This window comes from Kitasatospora sp. NPDC096077 (genome assembly GCF_040303245.1).
GTDB lineage: Bacteria > Actinomycetota > Actinomycetes > Streptomycetales > Streptomycetaceae > Kitasatospora.
The window spans coordinates 1-18,156 of sequence record NZ_JBEOSV010000076.1 but is presented as its reverse complement, the minus strand read 5'-3'; the positions used below and the strand labels follow the sequence as shown (position 1 = coordinate 18,156).

The following is an 18,156-nucleotide window of genomic DNA, read 5'->3' as shown; positions in this document are numbered from 1 at the left end:
CACCGCCTGACGTCTCGTACATGTGCGTCCGGCTGTTCGATCAGGCAAGGTGTAACCCGAGATCGAACGGTGGCCGGCGGCCACCAGGGGCGGCAAGGAGCGGAAGTGCCGAAGCGGGGCCGACCGGGTGCGGGCAAGCGGGCGAGGGGAGGCCGGGCGGTTCGCCAGATGCGGCAGACACCGCCGAAGCCGGTGCACCCCGCCGAGGCGCCGCCCACCGAGGGCCTGCTCGGCCACCCGGCCCCGGTCGTCGACCCGGTCACCGTGGTCCCGCTCGTCCCGCCCGTCCCGGAGACCAAGGGCCTGCTGGCCCCCGAGCCCGAACCGACTCCGGCGCCGGCCCCCGCGCCGGCGCCCGCGCCGGCCCCCGAACCGTCCCCCGAAAAGGGACCGCGCCCGCAGCCCGAGCCGGGGCCGGGACGGCGGTCCGGACCGCCGCTGGAGCCGCACCCCGAGCTGACCGTCGACGTACGCCCCCGCGACGCCCGGCCCGAGCAGCCGCGCCCGGCCCGGCGCCGCTCGGTCGCCGAGGACACCCTCACCCCCGAGGAGTGGCGCGCCGCCGGCTACACCCCGCCCACCGGCATCCCGATCCCCGAGCTGACCGCCGGCGCCCCCGGCGAGGCGCCCTGGCCGGACCGGATGCGCACCCTGCTGCGCACCCCGATGTCCGAGCGCCCCGCCTTCGAGCGGACCGCCCGCGAGATGCACCCCTCGGCGGCCGTCACCCGCAACGTGCCGCGCATCCTCGACCTGACCCTGCGCATCGGCGAACTGCTGCTGGCCAGCGGTGAGGCCGCCGAGGACGTCGAGGCGGCGATGCTCGGCATCGCGCACGCCTACCGGCTGGACCGCTGCGAGCCGCAGGTGACCTTCACCCTGATCGGCATCTCGCACCAGCCCTCGCTGGTCGAGCCGCCGGTCACCGCCGACCGGGTGGTGCGCCGCCGCACCTCCGACTACACCCGGCTGAACGCGGTCTACCAGCTGGTGGCGGACATCACCGCGGAGAAGGTGACGGTCAACGACGCCTACCGCCGACTGGCCCTGATCCGCCGCAACCGGCACCCGTACCCGGCCTGGTTCCTCGCCCTGACCACCGGCCTGCTGGCCGGCGCGGCGACCTTCCTGGTCGGCGGGCGGTTCGACGACAAGGCCTGGCTGGTCTTCGCCAGCGCCTTCGTCGCGGCCGTGCTCGGCGACCGGCTGGCGTCCGCGCTGGCCAAGCGCCGGCTGCCGGAGTTCTACCAGTTCGTGGCGGCCGCGATGCCGGCCGCCGCCTCCGGGATCATCCTGTCCTTCAACGACTGGGGCCTGCGCGGCTCGGTGGTGATCACCGGTGGGCTGTTCGCCCTGCTGCCCGGGCGCGCCCTGGTGGCCGCCGTCCAGGACGGCCTGACCGGCTTCTACATCACCGCCGCGGCACGCCTGCTGGAAGTGGTCTACCTGGTCGCGGGCATCGTGATCGGCGTGATCATGATCCTCTACCTCGGCGTCGGCTTCGAGGCGAAGCTGAAACCCGACGAGAGCCTGGTGGGCATCAGCTACCCGCCGGTGCAGATGATCGCCGCGATGGTGCTCACCCTGGCCTTCGCCACCCTGCTGCAGACCGACCGCCGCACCCTCGCGCTGGTCACCCTCAACAGCGGCATCGGCTGGGCCAGCTACGGCGCGCTGGTCTACAACGCCCACGTCAACCCGATCGCCGCGACCGGCGTGGCGGCCGGCCTGGTCGGCCTCTTCGGCCAGCTGATGGCGCGCTACCGCAACGGCTCGGCGCTGCCCTACGTGACCGCCGCGATCGGCCCGCTGATGCCCGGTTCGGCGCTCTACCTGGGGATGCTCGCCTTCGCCCAGGGGCACTCCAGCGCCGGCCTAGTGTCGGTCTTCCGGGCGGCGGCGATCGCGATGGCGCTGGCCGTCGGGGTGAACCTCGGTGGGGAGATAGCCCGGCTCTTCCTGAAGCTGCCGGTCGGCGCCGAGCTCCCCTCCCTCTACCCGGCGATGCCGCGCCGGGCGGCCAAGCGCACCCGTGGGTTCTGACCGCGCGTTGGGTTCCTTAGCGGGCCCGGTGTTGGGCCGGTATTGGGGCCCGGGCCATGTCACGGCAGGCAGGACGCAGGACCAGGAACGAAGGTAAGACCCATGACGACACTGCTGGACAGCTACCGCGAGCACATCGTCAACGCGCACAAGCAACCGCTGTTCCTGCTGCTGGTCGGCTTCATCACCTCCTTCGTCTTCATCCGCTTCAGCGTGCGGATGATCCGGGCCCAGGTGCGCTGGTGGCCCGGCAACGTCACCCCCGGCGGCCTGCACATCCACCACATGGTGTTCGGCCTGGGCTTCCTGCTGGTCGGCGGCATAGGGGTGTTCGCCACCTACGGCGGGACCCCGTGGATCGACGTGTTCGGGCTGCTCTTCGGCATCGGCTGCGGTCTGGTGCTGGACGAGTTCGCGCTGATCCTGCACCTGGACGACGTCTACTGGAGCGAACAGGGCCGCAAGTCGGTGGACGCGGTGATCTTCGGCATCCTCTCCACCGCGCTGCTGCTGATCGGATACGTGCCGTTCGGCGCGCTGCCCGGCGAGGACACCCGGTGGGGCCTGATCACCATCATCTCGGTGAACGCGCTGGCCTCGGTGATCACCCTGTTCAAGGGCAAGGTGTGGACCGGCCTGCTCGGGATCATGGTCCCCGGCCTGTCCTGGATCGGCGCGATCCGGCTGGCCCGCCCGAGCAGCCCGTGGGCCCGCTGGCGCTACACCACGCGCTCCCGCCGCCGGGCGCGTGCGCTGCGGCGCGAACGCCTGCTGCACCGGCGCGCGGACCGCGCCCGCACCTGGCTCTTCGACCTGATCGCCGGCGCGCCCGACAAGGTGTCCGCCAACCACCCGGCCGCCCACCGGGTCGCCGAACGGATGGCCGCCCGGGCCACCGCCCACCTCGACGCCCACGCCGCCCGGGGGCTGGCCCGCCGTCAGGCCCGGCTCGCCGACCGCCGCTCGGCCGCGGTGGCCGCCTCGGCGCCGCGCCCGTCCGCACCGCACCCGCAACCGGCCGAGGGGCCCTCCGGCGCGGCCCCGGACCGTTCGGCCGGGGCCCAGCAGCGCCGCCGCGCGGTCCGTGCCGGGCGCAACCGGACGTACGCCGTCGGCCCCACCGGCCAGGAGCGCCGTCCCGGCCGACACCCTCACCTGCGCACCCGGACCCGCCGGATCCATCGTTAGATCCGCCCCTTCCGGCCTTGGTTCGTATACCGTGGGCGTCCGCGCGGAGTTGACGTGCGATCGGATCATCTGATGGTCACCCGACCGGCGGAGCGCGTTCCAGGTGTGAAAGCCGCCGGAGTTGAGAACATGAGCGGCGAGTGACCGTTCTGTCACGTGATGGGATGATTCGTCGGATCCCGGCCGCCTCGGCCGTAGCACCCGCCGCCTCGACCGCAGCCCCGGCGGCCCCGGCGGCCGCGCGCCGCCCGGCATCCGCCGCCGTCCCCTCCGGACCGTGAGAAGGGATGTCTCGTGGCGCGCAGGATCCTGCCGACCCTCCTGTTGTCCCTCACCGCCCTGCTCGGGCTGCTCCCCGCCGCCCAGGCCGCCCCGGCGGCCCCCGACCCGGCGGCCGGGCCGCCCCGCACCGGCCAGGAGCCGTACCCCTCCGCCGAGGAGATCGACCGCTCCCGCGCCGAGGCCGACGGCAAGGCCGCCTCGGCGGCCACGCTGGAGACCGCGCTGACCGCCGCCCGGGCCGAACTCGACCGGGCCGGCCGCGGCGCCGAACAGGCCGTCGAGGCCTACAACGGCGCCCAGCTCGCCCTCACCCGGGCCCGCACCGAGGAGACCGCCGCCAACGGGCGCGCGGCCGCCGCCGAGGCCGCGCGCGCCACGGCCGCCGAGGACGCCGCCCGGCTCGCCGCCGAAACGTACCGCCAGGGCGCAGGCGCCGAACTGTCCGCGCTCAACGCCCTGCTCGGCGCCCACGGCCCGCGCGAGGCCGGCGACCGCGCCGCCGTGATCGGCGTGGTCAGCGAACGCACCCGGCAGATCCTGGACGCCGCCACCTCCACGGCCGCCGCCGCCCGCAGCGCCTCCGCCGCCGCCCAGGCCGCCACCCGGACCGCCGAGCACGCCGCGACCGAGGTCGGCGCCGCCCGGACCAGGGCGCAGCAGCGCCTCACCGCCCAGCAGGGCGAGGTCGCCGCCGCGGCCGCGCACCGGGAGCGGCTGCTCGCCGAACTGGCCGCCGCCCGGAACACCACCGTCGAGCTGGAGCGCCAGCGCCGCGAGGCGCTGGAGGCGATCGCCGCCCGCGAGGCGGAGGCGGCCGCCCGGGCCGCCGCCGAGCAGGCCGCCCGCGAGGCCGAAGCCGCCGCGGCCGCCGCGGCCAAGGCCCAGGCGCCACCGCCGGCGGGCCGGCCGTGGTCCGCCGAGGGCGCGGCCGCCGCCATCGCCTTCGCCAAGTCCAAGATCGGCCTGCCCTACATCTGGGGCGGCGAGGGGCCGGAGGGCTACGACTGCTCGGGGCTGACCATGATGGCCTGGCGCGAGGGCGGCCGGCAGCTCAACCACTTCGCCGCCGACCAGTACGCCCAGTCCGCCCCGGTCAGCTACCGCCAGCTGCGCCCCGGCGACCTGGTCTTCTGGACCGACACCGGCCGCGCCGCGGACATCCACCACGTCGGCCTGTACATCGGCGACGACCAGATGATCGAGGCGCCGCGGGTCGGCATGCCGGTGAAGCAGGCCAGCCTCTGGATCATGGGCACCCCGGACTACTACGCCCGGCCGTAGCCGTAGCCGTAGCCGTAGCCCGGGCACGGGACCCGTCGATGTCGGAGGCGCGGGCTAGCGTGGCCGCTCCGACCACTCCCAGGAGGAACCGTGCGGCTGCGGAACATCGAGGCGGGCGACGTCGACGCGTACGTCCGGATGAAGTGCGACGAGGTGATGATGGCCGAGCTGGGCGGCCCGCTGCCCCGGGAGAAGGTCGAGGCCCGGCTGCGCAAGGACCTCGCACTGGCGGCGGCGGACGAGGCCTGGATCAAGGTGATCGTGCCGGACGGCGACACCGACACGGCGGCCGGCCTCGTTGTGCTCTGGCAGGACGAGGCGGACGGCGTCACCGTCTCCGAGATCGGCTGGATGGTGCTGCCCGAGTACCAGGGCCGGGGCCTCGCCAAGGCGGCCACCCGCCGGGTGCTGGACGACGCGGCGGCGGACGGCCGGTGGGGCGAGGTGCACGCCAACCCGGGCGTCACCAACGCCCCCTCCAACGGGGTCTGCCGCGGGCTCGGCTTCCGGCTGCTCGGCGAGCGGGACCTCGACTTCGACGACCGCGTCCTGCGCACCAACCACTGGGTCGTCCTGCCCGGTCGGCACGACGGATCGGCCACGGAATAATCGGATGCCCCCGCCCGGCCACCGCCGTACCGTGGCCGGATGGGCAACGAGATCGATGACACGGCCGTCGACACCGTGGACGGACTGCAGGTCAGGGCCGTCTCCGTGGACGAGGTCGAGGAATGGAACCGGGCGCTGAACTTCGGCTTCCTGCGCCCGCACGCGGGCATCGCGCCGGGGCTGCGGCGGCGGCAGTGGGAGCCGGGGCGGATGCAGGCCGGCTTCGACGGTGACCGCCAGATCGCCACCTTCCGCAGCTTCGACGTCGAACTGACCGTTCCGGGCGGTGCCCTCGTCCGGGCCGACGCCCTCACCAACGTCACGGTCAGCGCCACCCACCGCCGCCGGGGCCTGCTCAGCGCGATGATGCGCCGGGACCTCGAATCCGCCGCCCAGCGGGGCTGTGCGGTCGCCGTCCTGATGGCGGCCGAGTACAACATCTACGGCCGCTTCGGCTTCGGCCCGGCCACCCAGGGCTGCGGTTGGACCGTCGACCTCTCGCGCACCCGCGGGCTGCGCGAGGGCCTGCCGGGCGTGCCCGGCGGCCGGGTCGACTTCGTGACCCTGGCGGAGCAGCGCGAGCTCGGCGCCCCGCTGTACGACCGCTGGCGGCTCACCCAGCCGGGCGCGATCGCCCGGGACGACATCTGGTGGGAGCGCACCACCCGGGTGATCGAGGTACCGGGGGACGACTTCAAGGAGCCGTTCGTCGCCGTCCACCGGAACGCCGACGGCGAGGTCACCGGCCTGGTGGTCTACCGGATCGACAACAAGTGGGACGGCGCCGTCCCCGACTCCACGCTCACCGTGGAGGAGCTGATCGCCCTCGACCTGCCGACCGCCGTCGAACTGTGGCGCCTGGTGCTGAGCGTCGACTGGGTGCGCAGGGTCGTGGTGGAGGGCGTCGCCCCGGACGACCCGCTGCCGCTGCTGCTCCAGGACCCGCGTGCGGCCACCCCGGACAAGGGGAACGCCGACGCCATGTGGCTGCGGCTGCTGGACGTCGAGGCCGCCTTCGGCGCCCGCTCGTACGGGGCCGCCGGCCGGGTGGTGCTGGAGGTCGAGGACCACCTCGGCTACGCCTCCGGCCGCTTCGCGATCGAGGTCGCCGAGGACGGCACCGGCCGCTGCGTCCGGACCACCGACGACGCCGATCTCGCCCTCGACGCCTGCCGGTTGGGCTCGCTCTACCTGGGTGCCGAGACGGTCCCGCGGCTGGCCGCGGCCGGACTGCTCACCGAGCTGCGCCCCGGCGCGGCGGTCGCCGCCGACCTGCTGCTGCGCACTCCGCTGCGGGCCTGGACGCCGACCGAGTTCTGAGCCGTCCGAGACCGTCCGGGTTCTGAACCGTCCGCCCGGACGACGGCCGGGGCCGGCCCGCACCGCGGACCGGCCCCGGCCGTTTTCCGACTCCGGGTCGTTTTCCGACTCCGGTCCGCCGGGCGCTACTTGACGGCGGTCTTGCCGATCGTGGGGAGGATGAAGTCCTGGATCAGCCCCTTGGCGTCCCGCACGATCGGTCGGAACACCCGGTAGCGCGACAGGTTGATCACCCGGGCCGCCATCGGGGTCGAGCGCCGGACGAACTCCCTGGTCCGCTCGGTGTCCTCGGTCCGGTCGAAGACCCAGTAGAGCACCACGACCATCAGGTGCAGCCAGAGCACGTCCGGCAGCAGTTCGACCAGTTCGGCGTCCAGCTTGGGCGCCAGCTCCGAGCCCTGGAGGACGTCGCGGAACAGCTCGACGGCCGTCGCCCGGGCCGGGTGGGACTCGTTGGAGAACGGGCTCAGCGAGCTGGTCGGGTCGGCCGCGGTGCGGAAGAACTGTGCGGCGAACTCGTGGTACGGCGCGGCGGTGTCCAGCCAGGAGGTCAGCGCGATCTCCAGGCGTTCGCCGAAGTCCCGGGTGCCGGCCATGCGGGTCCTGGCGTCCGCCGCGTGGTCGTGGGTCATCCCGTCGTAGAACCCCTGGATCAGGAATTCCTTCGCCGAGAAGTAGTAGTAGGCGTTGCCGACCGACACGCCCGCCTCGGTGGCGATGGCGCGCATGGTCGTCTTCTCGTAGCCCCGCTCCTGGAACAGCCGCATGGCCGTCTCCAGGATCAGGGCCCGGGTCGCCTCGCTCTTGTCGGTCTTGGGCCGGGCCCGGCTGCCGGGCATGGGCCCGCCGTCCGTGCCGGGTGCGGCCGAGGCGTCGGCCGCACCCTTCTCGCCGTCCGTTCGGTTCGTCGCTGCCAGGTCGTCCACGAGCACGAGCCTAGCCGGAGACGACGCTCCACCCGGTGTCGGTGCTGTCGGTGCTCGTGGCACCGGATGCCCCCTCCGCATCCGGTGCCACGCTCACCACCCCCGTGATTTCGAACGCGTTCAAAACGTTGTCGAAACTGTAGACCTTGTTGCTGAACATGTTCAACTCCATCTCTGTGGGAGGCTCGTCACATGACCGGAATAGGGCGGACGATCATTCGGCACGGCGGCGCGCAGGACGCCGTGCCCGTCGCGGATCTGCACACCGACAGCTGGAGCACCAGCTATCGCGGGATGGTCCCCGACGAGGCGCTCGGGGACGGACTGGCCGCCCAGCGGCGCGAGCTGTGGGAGCTGCGCCTGACGGTCGACTACGGGACGCCGGAGAACACGCCCGTGCTGCTGATCGCCGAACGGTCCGGCGAAACGGTCGGATTCGTCTACCTGGTGCCGCAGCCCGACGGCGGGGTGCTGGTGGACAACCTGCACGTCCGCCCGGGCCTCACCGGCGGGGGCATCGGTCGGGAACTGCTGGCCGCGGCCCGCGCCGAGGTCGCCGAGCGGCACCCCGGCGCGGAGCTGCGCCTGGAGGTGCTGCGCGCCAACACCCGCGCGATCGCCTTCTACGAACGCGAGGGCGGGGTCCGGATCAGGGCGCAGGAAGGTGTCTTCCCGGGCGGCCACCTGCTGCCCGAGTACGTGTACGCCTGGCCGGCGCAGTCGGGGTCGAAGTCGGTATCGGTGTCGAAGTCGGGAACGGGGTCAGGGTCGGAGTCGAAGTCGGGCCGCGCCGCCGGTCAGTCGACGTCGTAGACCGTCACCGGCACGCCGCGCGCCGTCAGCCGGTCGGCCACCAGCGGCTCGACCTTCTCCCAGCGCCCGCCCGCCAGTCCGCAGCCGATCCGCGGCATGTGGACGGACGCGCCCAGTTCGAGCGCGCGCCCGCCCAGGGCGGCCAGCGCGGTGTCGATGGCCTCGTACCGCACCGGCACTCCGGTGGAGCGCCCGGTCCGGATGCCGCGCTGGCCGACCAGGTTGGCCACCCAGACGTACGGCTCGACCTGCACCAACTGCAGGGCGCCGAGGCCGAAGTCGTTCTTCGCCCGCTCCCGGTGCCAGCGTCGGAACGCGGACTCGGGTTCGGGCCAGCGTCTGGAGAGCGCGAGCACGAAGCCCTTTCCCCAGCCGCCCAGGTCGTTGCAGACGTGCGCGATCACCTTCACGCCCTTGCCCTGGGGCGTGGTGGCATCGCCTCGGACGTAGGTGATTTCCGCCATGCCCTAGAAGTTAGACGGAGGCACTGACAACCCGCTCGGTATTTTCCCGCGCCCCGGGGCCGCTCCCGGTGCCGCCCCCGGGTGTGCGCAGATGGCGGCGTCCGGTCAGCGCGATCAGCAGGGCGAGCGCGGCGGCCCCGGCGGGCAGCACGTAGCCGGTGCCGGGCGGGGTGTGTTCGGCGAGCGTCCCGGCGAGCGCCGACCCGGCCGAGATGCCGACCACGATGCCGGACACCGCCACCGCCATCCCCTCGTTGAACTGCCGCTGCGGCAACAGTTCCTGGACCAGCGTCATGCCGGTCACCATGGTCGGCGCGGTGGCCGTCCCGGCCGCGAACAGCACCGCCCCGAGCAGGGCGAGCCCGGCCCCGCCGAGCCCGGCGGCCAGCGGCAGCAGCAGGACCCCGGCCATCGCCGCCGCCCCGAGCAGGAAGCGCGTCGCGGGCGCCCGACGCGGGGTCAGCAGGCCGAACAGCAGCCCGGCGACGCAGGATCCGGCCGCGACCAGGGCCAGCAGCGGACCGGCCGCCGCCCGGTGGCCGAGCGCCTCGGCGTAGGCGACGGTGGTGACCTCGTTCGCGCCGAACACCATGCCGGTGGCGAGGAAGGTCAGCGCCAGCACCCGCAGCCCGGGCACCCGCAGCGGCGAGCCGTGCTTCCCGCCGTCCGGCGACCGTCCGTCCGACGACCGTCCGGCCGACGGCGGTTCGGCCAACAACCTGCCGGCCAACGGAGGTTCGGTGCGCCGCTGGGCGGCGAACAGCAGCGCGCCGGTGGTGCCGAGGGCGCCGGCGGTGAGCAGCCCGGCCTCCGGGGCGAGCCCGGTGCAGAGCAGCATGGCCAGCACCGGTCCGGCCATGAAGCAGAGTTCGTCCAGCGCCTGTTCGAGGGAGTTGGCCAGGTGCCGGGCGGCCGGGTCGTCCCGGTGCAGGTGGGCCCAGCGGGCCCGGGCCATCCCGCCCAGGTTGGGCGCGGCCGCGGCGGCCGCCCAGCAGAGGTACAACGTCCAGTCCGGCGCGCCGAGCCGGACGCAGAGCAGCAGGGCGGCGAGCGGGACGGCGTTGTACAGCGCGGCCGGCACCGCCACCCGGGCCTGCCCGTACCGGTCCACCAGCCGGCCGAGCAGCGGCATCCCGATCGCGCCGGTGACCAGTCCGGCCGCCGAGACCGTTCCGGCCAGCGCGTACGAGCCGCGCCGCTCGGCGAGCAGCACCACCAGCGAGACGCCGTTCATCGACAGCGCGAGCCGGCCGAGCAGCCCGGCCAGGGTGAAGGCGGCGGCGCCGGGGGCGGCGAACAGCCGGCGGTAGGAGCGGTAGGAGGCGAGCAGGGCGCGGGTGGGCAATCGGGCTCCTGGGGCACCGGACGGAAGGGGGATGCGGCCACCCTCGCCCGGGTCGGCGGCGGGCGTCCAACACCTGTTCCGCCGGATCCACAACGCGGTGTTGTTAATCTGCCGCCCATGCCCCGTGACCTGCACCCCCGCCTGCTCCGCGGCTTCGTCGCGACCGCCGAGACCCTGCACTTCGGCCGGGCCGCCCAGCGGCTGTACGTCGCCCAGCAGGCCCTCAGCCGGGACATCCGCTCCCTGGAGGAGCTGCTCGGCGACCCGCTGTTCACCCGCACCACCCGCAGCGTCGAACTCACCCCGGCCGGACACCGGTTGCTGCCGAGGGCGCGCCGGCTGCTCGCCCTGCACGGCGAGATCCTCGCCGAGGCCGGCCGCGGCGCCGGGGTCGTCGCCCGGCCGCTGCTGCTGGACCTCAACAGCGACGTCACCGGGCCGGACCTCACCGCCGACCGGGTGCTGGGGCGGGCCCGGGCCGCCTGGCCGGAGGGGGAGCTGCTGGCCCGCTTCCACGGCGGGCTGGCCGCGGCCGCCGCCGAACTGCTGGCGCACCGGCTGGACGCCTCGTTCGGTCGCTTCGCCGGTCTGCCCGATCCGGTGCGCGGTCAACTCGCCCAGCTGCCGGTGCGGTTGGAGCGGATCTCGGTGATGATGGCGGACAGCCATCCGCTGGCCGGCCGCCCGGTGCTGCGGCTCGCCGAGCTGGCCGGGCACCCGGTCGACATCTGCGCGGGCAACCCGGCCACCACCGAGTGGGCCGACCTCGGGGCCCGGCTGCTGCGCGAGCACGGGCTGCGCGCGGCCGAGCCGTACGTCCCGCCGGTGGGCCTGGACGAGACCGCCCGCTACCTGGCCCGGCACGGCGATCCGATGCTGACCACGGTCGGCGGGCCGAGGATCCCGGGGGCGGTGAACGTGCCGCTGGTGGAGCCGGTGCCGCTGTGCCTGGTCAGCCTGGTGCACCGGCCGGGGGAGCGCCACCCGGGGCTGTCGGCACTGGCCGCGGCGGCGGGTGAACTCGCCACGGCCGAGGGCTGGTTGGACCGCCCGGCGGGCAGCTGGCTGCCCCCGGCGGACGCGGCGCTGGCCTCGGCCGTACGCAACACCGCCCCTGCCTCGGGGGGATAGGCAGGGGCGGTGGGCTCGGGGGCGGCCGGGTCAGGCCGCCTTGACGGCGGAGATGTCGAAGCTGAGCTTGACCTTCTCGCCGATCAGCACGCCGCCGGTCTCCAGGGCCGCGTTGTAGGTGAGGCCGAACTCGGTGCGGTCGACCACGGTCCGGCCCTCGAAGCCGACCCGCTCGGCGCCGTAGGCGTCGGTGGCGCTGCCGGTGAAGTCGAGGTCGAGGACCACCGGGCGGGTGGTGTCCTTGATGGTGAGCTCGCCGTGCATCCGGTAGGAGTCCTCGCCGCGCTGTTCGGTGGAGGTGCTGCGGAAGCGGATCTCCGGGTAGGTCTCGGTGGCGAAGAAGTCGCCGGTGCGCAGGTGCTCGTCGCGCTGGGCCTGGTTGGTGTCGACACTGGCGACCTTGATCACCAGGTCCGCCGAGGAGTTGGCCGGGGTGGCGCCGTCCAGGTGCAGCTTGCCGTCGTACTCGGTGAAGCGGCCCTTGACGTTGGTGACCATGGCGTGACGGACCGAGAAGCCGATCTCGCTGTGGGTGGCGTCGATGGCCCAGTCGCCGGTCAGGTGCGACAGGTCCGGGCCGGCCGGGGTCCGGACGGCGGCCGGGGCGGCGGTGACGGTCTTGGTGCGGTTGAACAGGCCCATGGCTCCTCCTCGGGTTCGAAGCCATTTGTTTAGGCTTCAACTTCTTGGCTCCACCGTACGACGATTTCGTTCAAGTTTCAACCACATCTCCCGAGGTTCGCCCGAACGGCTCAGCGGCCCGGCCCGACGGGCACTGTCCGACCACCCGGCTAGGCTGCGAAGGACGGTCCCCACCTGCCCCGAAAGGCCCCCCATGTTCGTCCTGCACGCACTCTGGCGGGCGGACGGACGGCTGGCCCTCTGGGCCGAGGACGCCCGCACCCACCCCGGTGCCACCGAGCCCCACCCCGACCGGCCCGCCCCGCGCGCCCACCCCTACGCCTGCCCGGCCGACACCCTGGCCGCCGTGCTCGGCGGCATCGGGCCCGGCCTCGGCTGGCTCGCCGGGCAGGCCCCCGAACGCTGGGCCACCCTGCCGCTGCCCACCGTCGGCACCCTGCCCGCCCCCTCGCCCGACCTGCCGGTCGCCCCGCCGCGCGGCGGCGCCGTGCTCACCCCCTGGCGGGTGCCCACGCTGCTCTTCGACGCCGCGGCCGCCGCCCAGCTGCTCGGCGAGGTCCACGACCCGCACTGGGCCGTCACCGACACCGACCTGCCCGGCACCGGCCGGGTCGAGGTGGTGTACGGCCCCTCGCTGCGCTGGCTCACCGGGGTGCACGACCTCGCCTGGCGGGCCGTCGGCCGGGGCCGGGTGCTGCCGCTGCCCGTCCTCGCCGACGGCCGCCCGCAGGCCCGCTGGCGCCCCGACCCCACCCCGTCCGACCGCCGCGAGGCCGCCCGGCTGGCCGCCGGCTGCCCGCCCGTCCTGCTCGGCGAATGGCCGACCGGCGCCGACACCGACACCGGCGCCGACACCGGCGAGGCGCTGCTGGAGGCCGCCCTGGCCGCCCTGACGGACGCCGAGGCCCGGGCCGCCCTGGCCGACACGCCCTTCCCCGCCCCCGGCGAACCGGTCGCCGACCGCTGGCTGCACGCCCTCGCCACCCCCACCGGCGAGCTCGACGCCCCGCCCGAGGAGGTCGCCGCCCTGGGCCGCCGGATCGCCGACTGGTACGCCGCCGCCGAGCCCGCCGACCCCGCGCTGCGGCTCTGCTTCCGCCTGGTCGAACCGCTCGGCCCCGCCGACGACGACCCCGACGGCCGCCCCTCCGACGACGCCTGGCGGCTGGAGTTCCTGCTCCAGGCCGTCGACGAACCCTCCCTGCTGGTCCGCGCCGCCGACCTCCACGAGGGCGGCGCCGCCCACGCCACGCTCGCCCGGAAGACCGACCGGGCCGCCCCCGCCGACACCCTGGTGGCCGAACTCGCCCGCGCCGCCCACCGCTGGCCCGCCCTGGACGGGCTGCGCCACCGCTCCCGCCCGTCCGCCCTGCCGCTCGACCGCACCGGCGCCCTCGACTTCCTGCGCACCGCCGCCCCCGCCCTCGCCGAGGCCGGCTTCGGCGTGCTGCTGCCCGCCTGGTGGCGCCGCCGCCCCCGGCTCGGACTCGCCCTGCGCGCCACCACCCCACCCGCGCCCGGCACCCTCGCCGTCACCAGCCGGATCGACCGGGACGCCGTGGTCGCCTTCCAGTGGCAGGCCGCCCTCGGCCCGGACGGCACCCCGCTCACCGAACGGGAACTCGCCGAACTCGCCGCCGCCAAACAGGGCCTGGTGCGGGTCCGGGGCACCTGGCTGGAGGCCGACCCGGCCCAGATCGCCGCCGCGCTCGCCTTCCTCGGCGAGCAGCGCGACGGCCTGCTGGCCGCCGCCGACCTGCTGCGGCTCGCCCTCGACCCCGAGGCCACCGTCGCCGGCCTCCCGGTCACCGGCGTCCAGGCGGACGGCCCGCTCGGCGACCTGCTCGCCGGACGCGCCGCCGCCCCCGAAGTCCCCGCTCTCCCACCGGACTTCCGCGCCGAACTGCGCCCGTACCAGCAGTGCGGCCTCGCCTGGCTGACGACCATGTCCGGGCTCGGCCTCGGCGCCGTCCTGGCCGACGACATGGGCCTCGGCAAGACCGTCCAGACCCTCGCCCTGCTCGCCGCCGAACGAGCCGCCGGGCCGACCGCGCCCACCCTCCTGGTCTGCCCGATGTCCCTGGTCGGCAACTGGCAGCGCGAGGCGGAACGCTTCGCCCCCGCCCTGCGCCGGCACGTCCACCACGGCGCCGACCGCCTCGGCGCCGGTCGACTCGCCGACGCCGTACGGGACGTGGACCTGGTCATCACCACCTACGGACTGGTCCAGCGCGACCTCGCCGCGCTGCGCGCGATCCGCTGGCGCCGGGTGGTCGCCGACGAGGCGCAGCACATCAAGAACAGCGGCACCGCCCAGGCCCGGGCGATCCGCGCGCTGCCAGTCACCCGGCACCGGATCGCCCTGACCGGCACCCCGGTGGAGAACCGGCTCGCCGAGCTGCACGCCGTACTGGACTTCGCCAACCCCGGCCTGCTCGGCCCGGCCGAGCGCTTCAAGGAGCGCTACGCGATCCCGGTCGAACTGCACCGCAGCCCCGAACGCACCGCCGAACTCCGGCGCCGCACCGCCCCGTTCGTGCTGCGCCGGCTCAAGTCCGACCCGGCGGTGGCGGCCGAACTGCCCGCCAAGCAGGAGATGACCGTCTGGTGCAACCTCACCGCGGAGCAGGCCGGCCTCTACCAGGCGGTGGTCGCCGACCTGCTCCAGCGGGTCGAGGGCATCCGGGGCGTGGAGCGGCGCGGTACGGTGCTGGCGGCGATCGGCAAGCTCAAGCAGGTCTGCAACCACCCGGCCCAACTGCTGCACGACGGCTCGCCGTTGGGGGAGCGCTCGGGCAAGGTGGCCCGGCTCGCCGAGCTGCTGGAGGAGGCACTGGCGGAGGGGGACCGCACCCTGGTCTTCACCCAGTACGCCGAGTTCGGCACCATGCTCCGCCCGTACCTGGAGCGCCGACTCGGCGAGGAGGTGCTCCACCTGCACGGCGGCGTCCCGCGCGCCCGCCGGGAGGAGCTGGTCGAACGCTTCCAGTCCCCGGACGGTCCGGGGGTCTTCCTCCTCTCGCTCCGGGCCGGCGGCACCGGCCTCAACCTCACCGCCGCCAACCAGGTGATCCACCTGGACCGTTGGTGGAACCCGGCGGTCGAGGAGCAGGCCACCGACCGCGCCTTCCGGATCGGCCAGCGCCGCGACGTCCAGGTCCGCCGACTGGTCTGCGTCGGCACCGTCGAGGAACGGATCGACGAACTCCTCACCGCCAAGCGGGCCCTGGCCGACACCGTGGTCGGCGCGGGCGAGCGCTGGCTGACCGATCTCCCCACCGAGGCCCTGCGCGAACTGGTCGCCCTCACCCGCGAGGACGCCGTCGCCGAGGAGGACGCATGACCGACCAGCGGCCCAAGCCTCCGACGGTCAACGTCGCCGCCTACTGGCGCGGCGACTTCACCCTCCGGCCCGAACCCCCGGACGACGAACCCGACGAGCCCTCGCTGCGGCGCCTCGGCCGCTCCGGCATCACCGTGCACGGCCGCGACCTCGCCGCCCTGCTCGCCCCCGCGTACGAAACCTTCCGCTCCTGACCACTACCGTGCGGTAGCGTCCCGAACGTGACCGACGCCGCCGAGCCCGACGCCCCCGAGACCGCCGCCCTGGAGCCCGACACCCGGCTCGCCGACTTCGAACAGCACCGGCGGACGGTCTTCGGCATCGCCTACCGGATGCTCGGCAGCGTCGCCGATGCCGAGGACCTGGTCCAGGACACCTGGCTGCGCTGGAGCCGGGTCACCGGACCGGTCGCCAGCCCCGGCGGCTACCTGGCCCGTACGGTCACCAACCTCGCCCTCAACCGCCTCGACTCGGCCGCCGTCCGCCGCGAGTCCTACGTCGGCCCCTGGCTGCCCGAGCCGCTGGTCGCCGCCCCGGACTCGACCGAGGACGTCGAGCGCGCCGAGACCGTCTCGGTCGCCCTGCTGGTGGTGCTGGAGAGCCTCTCCCCGCTGGAACGGGCGGTGTTCGTCCTCAAGGAGGCCTTCGGCTTCTCCTACCAGGAGATCGCCGAGGCGCTGGACCGCACCGAGGCCGCCTGCCGCCAGGTCGGCAGCCGCGCCAGGGCACATGTGCGCGCCCGGCGCCCCCGCTACGACGCCCCGCCGGAGCTGCGCCGCCGGGCCACCGACCAGTTCCTGGCGGCCTCCGTCGGCGGCGATCTCAACCGGATGCTCGAACTCCTCGCCCCCGACGTCACCGCCTGGAGCGACGGCGGCGGCGTGATCCGCGCCGCCCTCCGCCCGGTCACCGGCGCCGACAACGTGGCCCGCTTCCTGCTCGGCGTGCTCCGCCAACTCGGCGAGACCGCGCAGGTCCGGCCCGTCCTGGTGAACGGCCAGCCCGGCCTGCTGGTCACCGTGGACGGCGCCGTCGACTCCGTCTCGGTCCTCGACTTCAGCGAGGGCCCCGACGGCGAACCGCTGGTCTCCGCCGTCCGCGTCGTCCGCAACCCCCACAAGCTCGGCCACCTCGCTTGACCCTCGACCAGGTCGAGCCCCGAGAGTCATCGGCATGGAGAGCGACCTGCACAGCATCGGCGAGCTGGCCCGCGCCAGCGGCCTGGGCGTCGGCACCCTGCGCTACTACGACGGCGCCGAGGTGCTCACCCCCGCCTGGGTCGACCCGCAGACCGGCTACCGCTGGTACCGGCCCGGCCAACTCGCCGACGCCCGGCTGCTGGCCCGGCTGCGCCGGGTCGGCCTGCCGCTGGCCGACATCCGCGCCGTCCTGTCCGGCCACCAGTCCCACCGGGTCCTCGACACCCACCTGCGCCGACTGGAGGACGGCCTCGCCGACGCCCGCCGCGAGCTCTCCCTGATCCGCACGATGATCGAACAGAGGGAGCACCCGATGACCACCACCCCGTCCGACCTGCGCCTCACCGTCCGCGCCGACGGCCTGGCCGCGGCCCTGGACGCGGTCCGCTTCGCGGTCGGCGCCGACCCCGAACTGCCCGCCCTCGCCGGAGTGCTGTTCGAAGCGGACGGCCCGGTGCTGCGCCTGGTCGCCACCGACCGCTACCGGATGGCCCTCGCCGAACTGCCCGCCCTCGGCGCCCCCCAGCAGCCGGTGCCCGGCACCACCGTCCCCACCGCCCTGGTCGACGCCCTGCGCACGCTGCTCCCCGACGACGCGACCGAGGTCGCCCTCACCCTCGGCGGCGGCACCTTCCGCGCCGAGACCCCCGACCACCGCATCGAGGGCACCACCCCGGACCTCGACTACCCCGACCACCGCGTGCTGACCCGCCTCGACCCCCGGCACCGGATCACCCTGCCCGCCGCCGACCTGCGCGCGGCGATCGAGACCGGCGCCACCCACACCCTCCCCTCCGGCCCGCACGGCGCCGACTGCCAGGTCACCGTCCTCACCCTCACCCCCGACGGCGGCCTCGCCGTCGCCGCCGACCCCACCCCCGACGACGTCCACATCGCCCTCAACCGGGACTACCTCCTGGACGCCCTCGACGCCGGCCGCCCCGACCAGCTCCTGCTCGAACTCGGCGGCCCGATCGCCCCGCTCGCCATCCGCACCCCCGGCCGCACCGGCACCTTCTCCGTCCTGATGCCGATCCGCCTCCCCGAACCCGCCTGAGCCGAGGCCTGCGAGGATCCTCCGGATGAGGACCGAACACGAGATCCCGACCCCCGACGGCGGCCGACTCTGGGCCGACCGCCGGGGCGCCGGAACCCCCGTCGTCCTACCGTCGCCACCCACCTCACCGCCGCCATCCCCGCCGCCACGTCCCACCGGCTCCCGGACGGCTCAGCGCCCTCCTCCTCACCCACCTCGCCTGACCGCCACCACCACCCCGGGGCGCGCGGGCCCCGCCCCGCGCGCCCGAGGCACCCCAACCCGCACCCACCCACCCCCAGCACCCCCATCCACCTCCCACCTCCCACCTCCCTCTCCCAGGCGAGAGGGACGCGCTGCGGGAGGGGGCGGTGGAGGGGGTGGGTGCGGAGAGGGGCGTGACGGGTGATTTTCAGACTGCCAACGGCGGTCGGGCACCGTCGGACAGGGTCGGCAGTCCGAAAATCACCCAGCCCCCGGAGCACCCCCCCCCCCCCCCCCGCGCCGGGGGGCGCCCCCCGGCCGGGCGCGCGG

Annotated in this window: 16 protein-coding genes; 11 read left to right on the top strand and 5 right to left on the bottom strand. The window is 74.9% G+C overall.

Annotated elements, in window-relative coordinates:
* Positions 1 to 168: 168 nt before the first annotated feature.
* The 5 genes from ABTZ03_RS37710 (at position 169) to ABTZ03_RS37690 (ending at position 6,723) form a co-directional block, all read left to right on the top strand.
* Positions 169 to 2,043, top strand: a complete 1,875-nt coding sequence (locus ABTZ03_RS37710; protein ID WP_350517715.1) for a threonine/serine exporter family protein — start codon at positions 169 to 171, stop codon at positions 2,041 to 2,043.
* A gap of 102 nt (positions 2,044 to 2,145) precedes the next feature.
* A complete protein-coding gene (locus ABTZ03_RS37705; protein WP_350517714.1) occupies positions 2,146 to 3,231 on the top strand; it encodes a hypothetical protein in 1,086 nt (361 codons plus the stop codon).
* A 294-nt stretch (positions 3,232 to 3,525) separates the two neighbouring features.
* Positions 3,526 to 4,794 (top strand): C40 family peptidase, encoded by a 1,269-nt coding sequence (locus ABTZ03_RS37700; protein WP_350517713.1) that lies wholly within the window; start codon positions 3,526 to 3,528, stop codon positions 4,792 to 4,794.
* Between the two features lie 90 nt (positions 4,795 to 4,884).
* A complete protein-coding gene (locus tag ABTZ03_RS37695) occupies positions 4,885 to 5,403 on the top strand; it encodes a GNAT family N-acetyltransferase (protein WP_350517712.1) in 519 nt (172 codons plus the stop codon).
* Between the two features lie 39 nt (positions 5,404 to 5,442).
* Positions 5,443 to 6,723: a GNAT family N-acetyltransferase gene (locus ABTZ03_RS37690; protein ID WP_350517711.1), complete on the top strand. Its 1,281-nt coding sequence runs from the start codon at positions 5,443 to 5,445 to the stop codon at positions 6,721 to 6,723.
* A gap of 125 nt (positions 6,724 to 6,848) precedes the next feature.
* Here ABTZ03_RS37690 and ABTZ03_RS37685 read toward each other — a convergent pair whose 3' ends face one another.
* The gene (locus tag ABTZ03_RS37685; protein ID WP_350517710.1) at positions 6,849 to 7,649 is read right to left on the bottom strand and encodes a TetR/AcrR family transcriptional regulator; all 801 of its coding nucleotides are present in this window, start codon (positions 7,647 to 7,649) and stop codon (positions 6,849 to 6,851) included.
* 10 nt (positions 7,650 to 7,659) lie between these two features.
* Positions 7,660 to 7,809 (bottom strand): hypothetical protein, encoded by a 150-nt coding sequence (locus tag ABTZ03_RS37680; RefSeq protein WP_350517709.1) that lies wholly within the window; start codon positions 7,807 to 7,809, stop codon positions 7,660 to 7,662.
* A 32-nt stretch (positions 7,810 to 7,841) separates the two neighbouring features.
* Here ABTZ03_RS37680 and ABTZ03_RS37675 point away from each other — a divergent pair, with 32 nt between their 5' ends.
* Complete coding sequence (locus ABTZ03_RS37675; RefSeq protein WP_350517708.1) at positions 7,842 to 8,462, top strand: GNAT family N-acetyltransferase; 621 nt, start codon at positions 7,842 to 7,844, stop codon at positions 8,460 to 8,462.
* On the opposite strand, the gene ABTZ03_RS37670 is transcribed toward ABTZ03_RS37675, so the two are convergent.
* On the bottom strand, positions 8,447 to 8,926 hold the full coding sequence (locus ABTZ03_RS37670) for a macro domain-containing protein (protein ID WP_350517707.1): 480 nt from the start codon (positions 8,924 to 8,926) through the stop codon (positions 8,447 to 8,449). The two genes, ABTZ03_RS37675 and ABTZ03_RS37670, sit on opposite strands and share 16 nt — an antisense overlap.
* Before the next feature lie 10 nt (positions 8,927 to 8,936).
* Positions 8,937 to 10,271 (bottom strand): MFS transporter, encoded by a 1,335-nt coding sequence (locus ABTZ03_RS37665; protein ID WP_350517706.1) that lies wholly within the window; start codon positions 10,269 to 10,271, stop codon positions 8,937 to 8,939.
* A gap of 117 nt (positions 10,272 to 10,388) precedes the next feature.
* Here ABTZ03_RS37665 and ABTZ03_RS37660 point away from each other — a divergent pair, with 117 nt between their 5' ends.
* Positions 10,389 to 11,402, top strand: coding sequence for a LysR family transcriptional regulator (locus tag ABTZ03_RS37660; RefSeq protein WP_350517705.1), 1,014 nt, complete (start codon positions 10,389 to 10,391; stop codon positions 11,400 to 11,402).
* A 30-nt stretch (positions 11,403 to 11,432) separates the two neighbouring features.
* Here the strand turns inward: ABTZ03_RS37660 and ABTZ03_RS37655 are convergent, their stop codons facing one another.
* Positions 11,433 to 12,044: a YceI family protein gene (locus ABTZ03_RS37655; RefSeq protein WP_350517704.1), complete on the bottom strand. Its 612-nt coding sequence runs from the start codon at positions 12,042 to 12,044 to the stop codon at positions 11,433 to 11,435.
* A 193-nt stretch (positions 12,045 to 12,237) separates the two neighbouring features.
* Here ABTZ03_RS37655 and ABTZ03_RS37650 point away from each other — a divergent pair, with 193 nt between their 5' ends.
* The 4 genes from ABTZ03_RS37650 to ABTZ03_RS37635 all read left to right on the top strand — a co-directional run bounded on the left by ABTZ03_RS37650 (position 12,238) and on the right by ABTZ03_RS37635 (position 17,643).
* Positions 12,238 to 15,387, top strand: a complete 3,150-nt coding sequence (locus ABTZ03_RS37650) for an SNF2-related protein (protein WP_350517703.1) — start codon at positions 12,238 to 12,240, stop codon at positions 15,385 to 15,387.
* Positions 15,384 to 15,581, top strand: a complete 198-nt coding sequence (locus tag ABTZ03_RS37645) for a hypothetical protein (protein WP_350517702.1) — start codon at positions 15,384 to 15,386, stop codon at positions 15,579 to 15,581. Before ABTZ03_RS37650 ends, ABTZ03_RS37645 begins: the two co-directional genes overlap by 4 nt.
* Positions 15,582 to 15,719: 138 nt before the next feature.
* A complete protein-coding gene (gene sigJ / locus ABTZ03_RS37640) occupies positions 15,720 to 16,526 on the top strand; it encodes an RNA polymerase sigma factor SigJ (protein ID WP_502894724.1) in 807 nt (268 codons plus the stop codon).
* Between the two features lie 34 nt (positions 16,527 to 16,560).
* Complete coding sequence (locus ABTZ03_RS37635) at positions 16,561 to 17,643, top strand: DNA polymerase III subunit beta family protein (protein ID WP_350517700.1); 1,083 nt, start codon at positions 16,561 to 16,563, stop codon at positions 17,641 to 17,643.
* Positions 17,644 to 18,156: the final 513 nt, after the last annotated feature.

What these genes read in the sequence shown, in the direction of transcription:
- ABTZ03_RS37710 (WP_350517715.1), top strand. Translation starts at nt 169, where the DNA reads ATGCGGCAGACACCGCCGAAGCCGGTGCACCCCGCCGAGGCGCCGCCC.
- ABTZ03_RS37705 (WP_350517714.1), top strand. Translation starts at nt 2,146, where the DNA reads ATGACGACACTGCTGGACAGCTACCGCGAGCACATCGTCAACGCGCAC.
- ABTZ03_RS37690 (WP_350517711.1), top strand. Translation starts at nt 5,443, where the DNA reads ATGGGCAACGAGATCGATGACACGGCCGTCGACACCGTGGACGGACTG.
- ABTZ03_RS37680 (WP_350517709.1), bottom strand. Translation starts at nt 7,809, where the DNA reads ATGTTCAGCAACAAGGTCTACAGTTTCGACAACGTTTTGAACGCGTTC.
- ABTZ03_RS37675 (WP_350517708.1), top strand. Translation starts at nt 7,842, where the DNA reads ATGACCGGAATAGGGCGGACGATCATTCGGCACGGCGGCGCGCAGGAC.
- ABTZ03_RS37670 (WP_350517707.1), bottom strand. Translation starts at nt 8,926, where the DNA reads ATGGCGGAAATCACCTACGTCCGAGGCGATGCCACCACGCCCCAGGGC.
- ABTZ03_RS37660 (WP_350517705.1), top strand. Translation starts at nt 10,389, where the DNA reads ATGCCCCGTGACCTGCACCCCCGCCTGCTCCGCGGCTTCGTCGCGACC.
- ABTZ03_RS37655 (WP_350517704.1), bottom strand. Translation starts at nt 12,044, where the DNA reads ATGGGCCTGTTCAACCGCACCAAGACCGTCACCGCCGCCCCGGCCGCC.
- ABTZ03_RS37650 (WP_350517703.1), top strand. Translation starts at nt 12,238, where the DNA reads ATGTTCGTCCTGCACGCACTCTGGCGGGCGGACGGACGGCTGGCCCTC.
- ABTZ03_RS37645 (WP_350517702.1), top strand. Translation starts at nt 15,384, where the DNA reads ATGACCGACCAGCGGCCCAAGCCTCCGACGGTCAACGTCGCCGCCTAC.
- sigJ (WP_502894724.1), top strand. Translation starts at nt 15,720, where the DNA reads ATGCTCGGCAGCGTCGCCGATGCCGAGGACCTGGTCCAGGACACCTGG.
- ABTZ03_RS37635 (WP_350517700.1), top strand. Translation starts at nt 16,561, where the DNA reads ATGGAGAGCGACCTGCACAGCATCGGCGAGCTGGCCCGCGCCAGCGGC.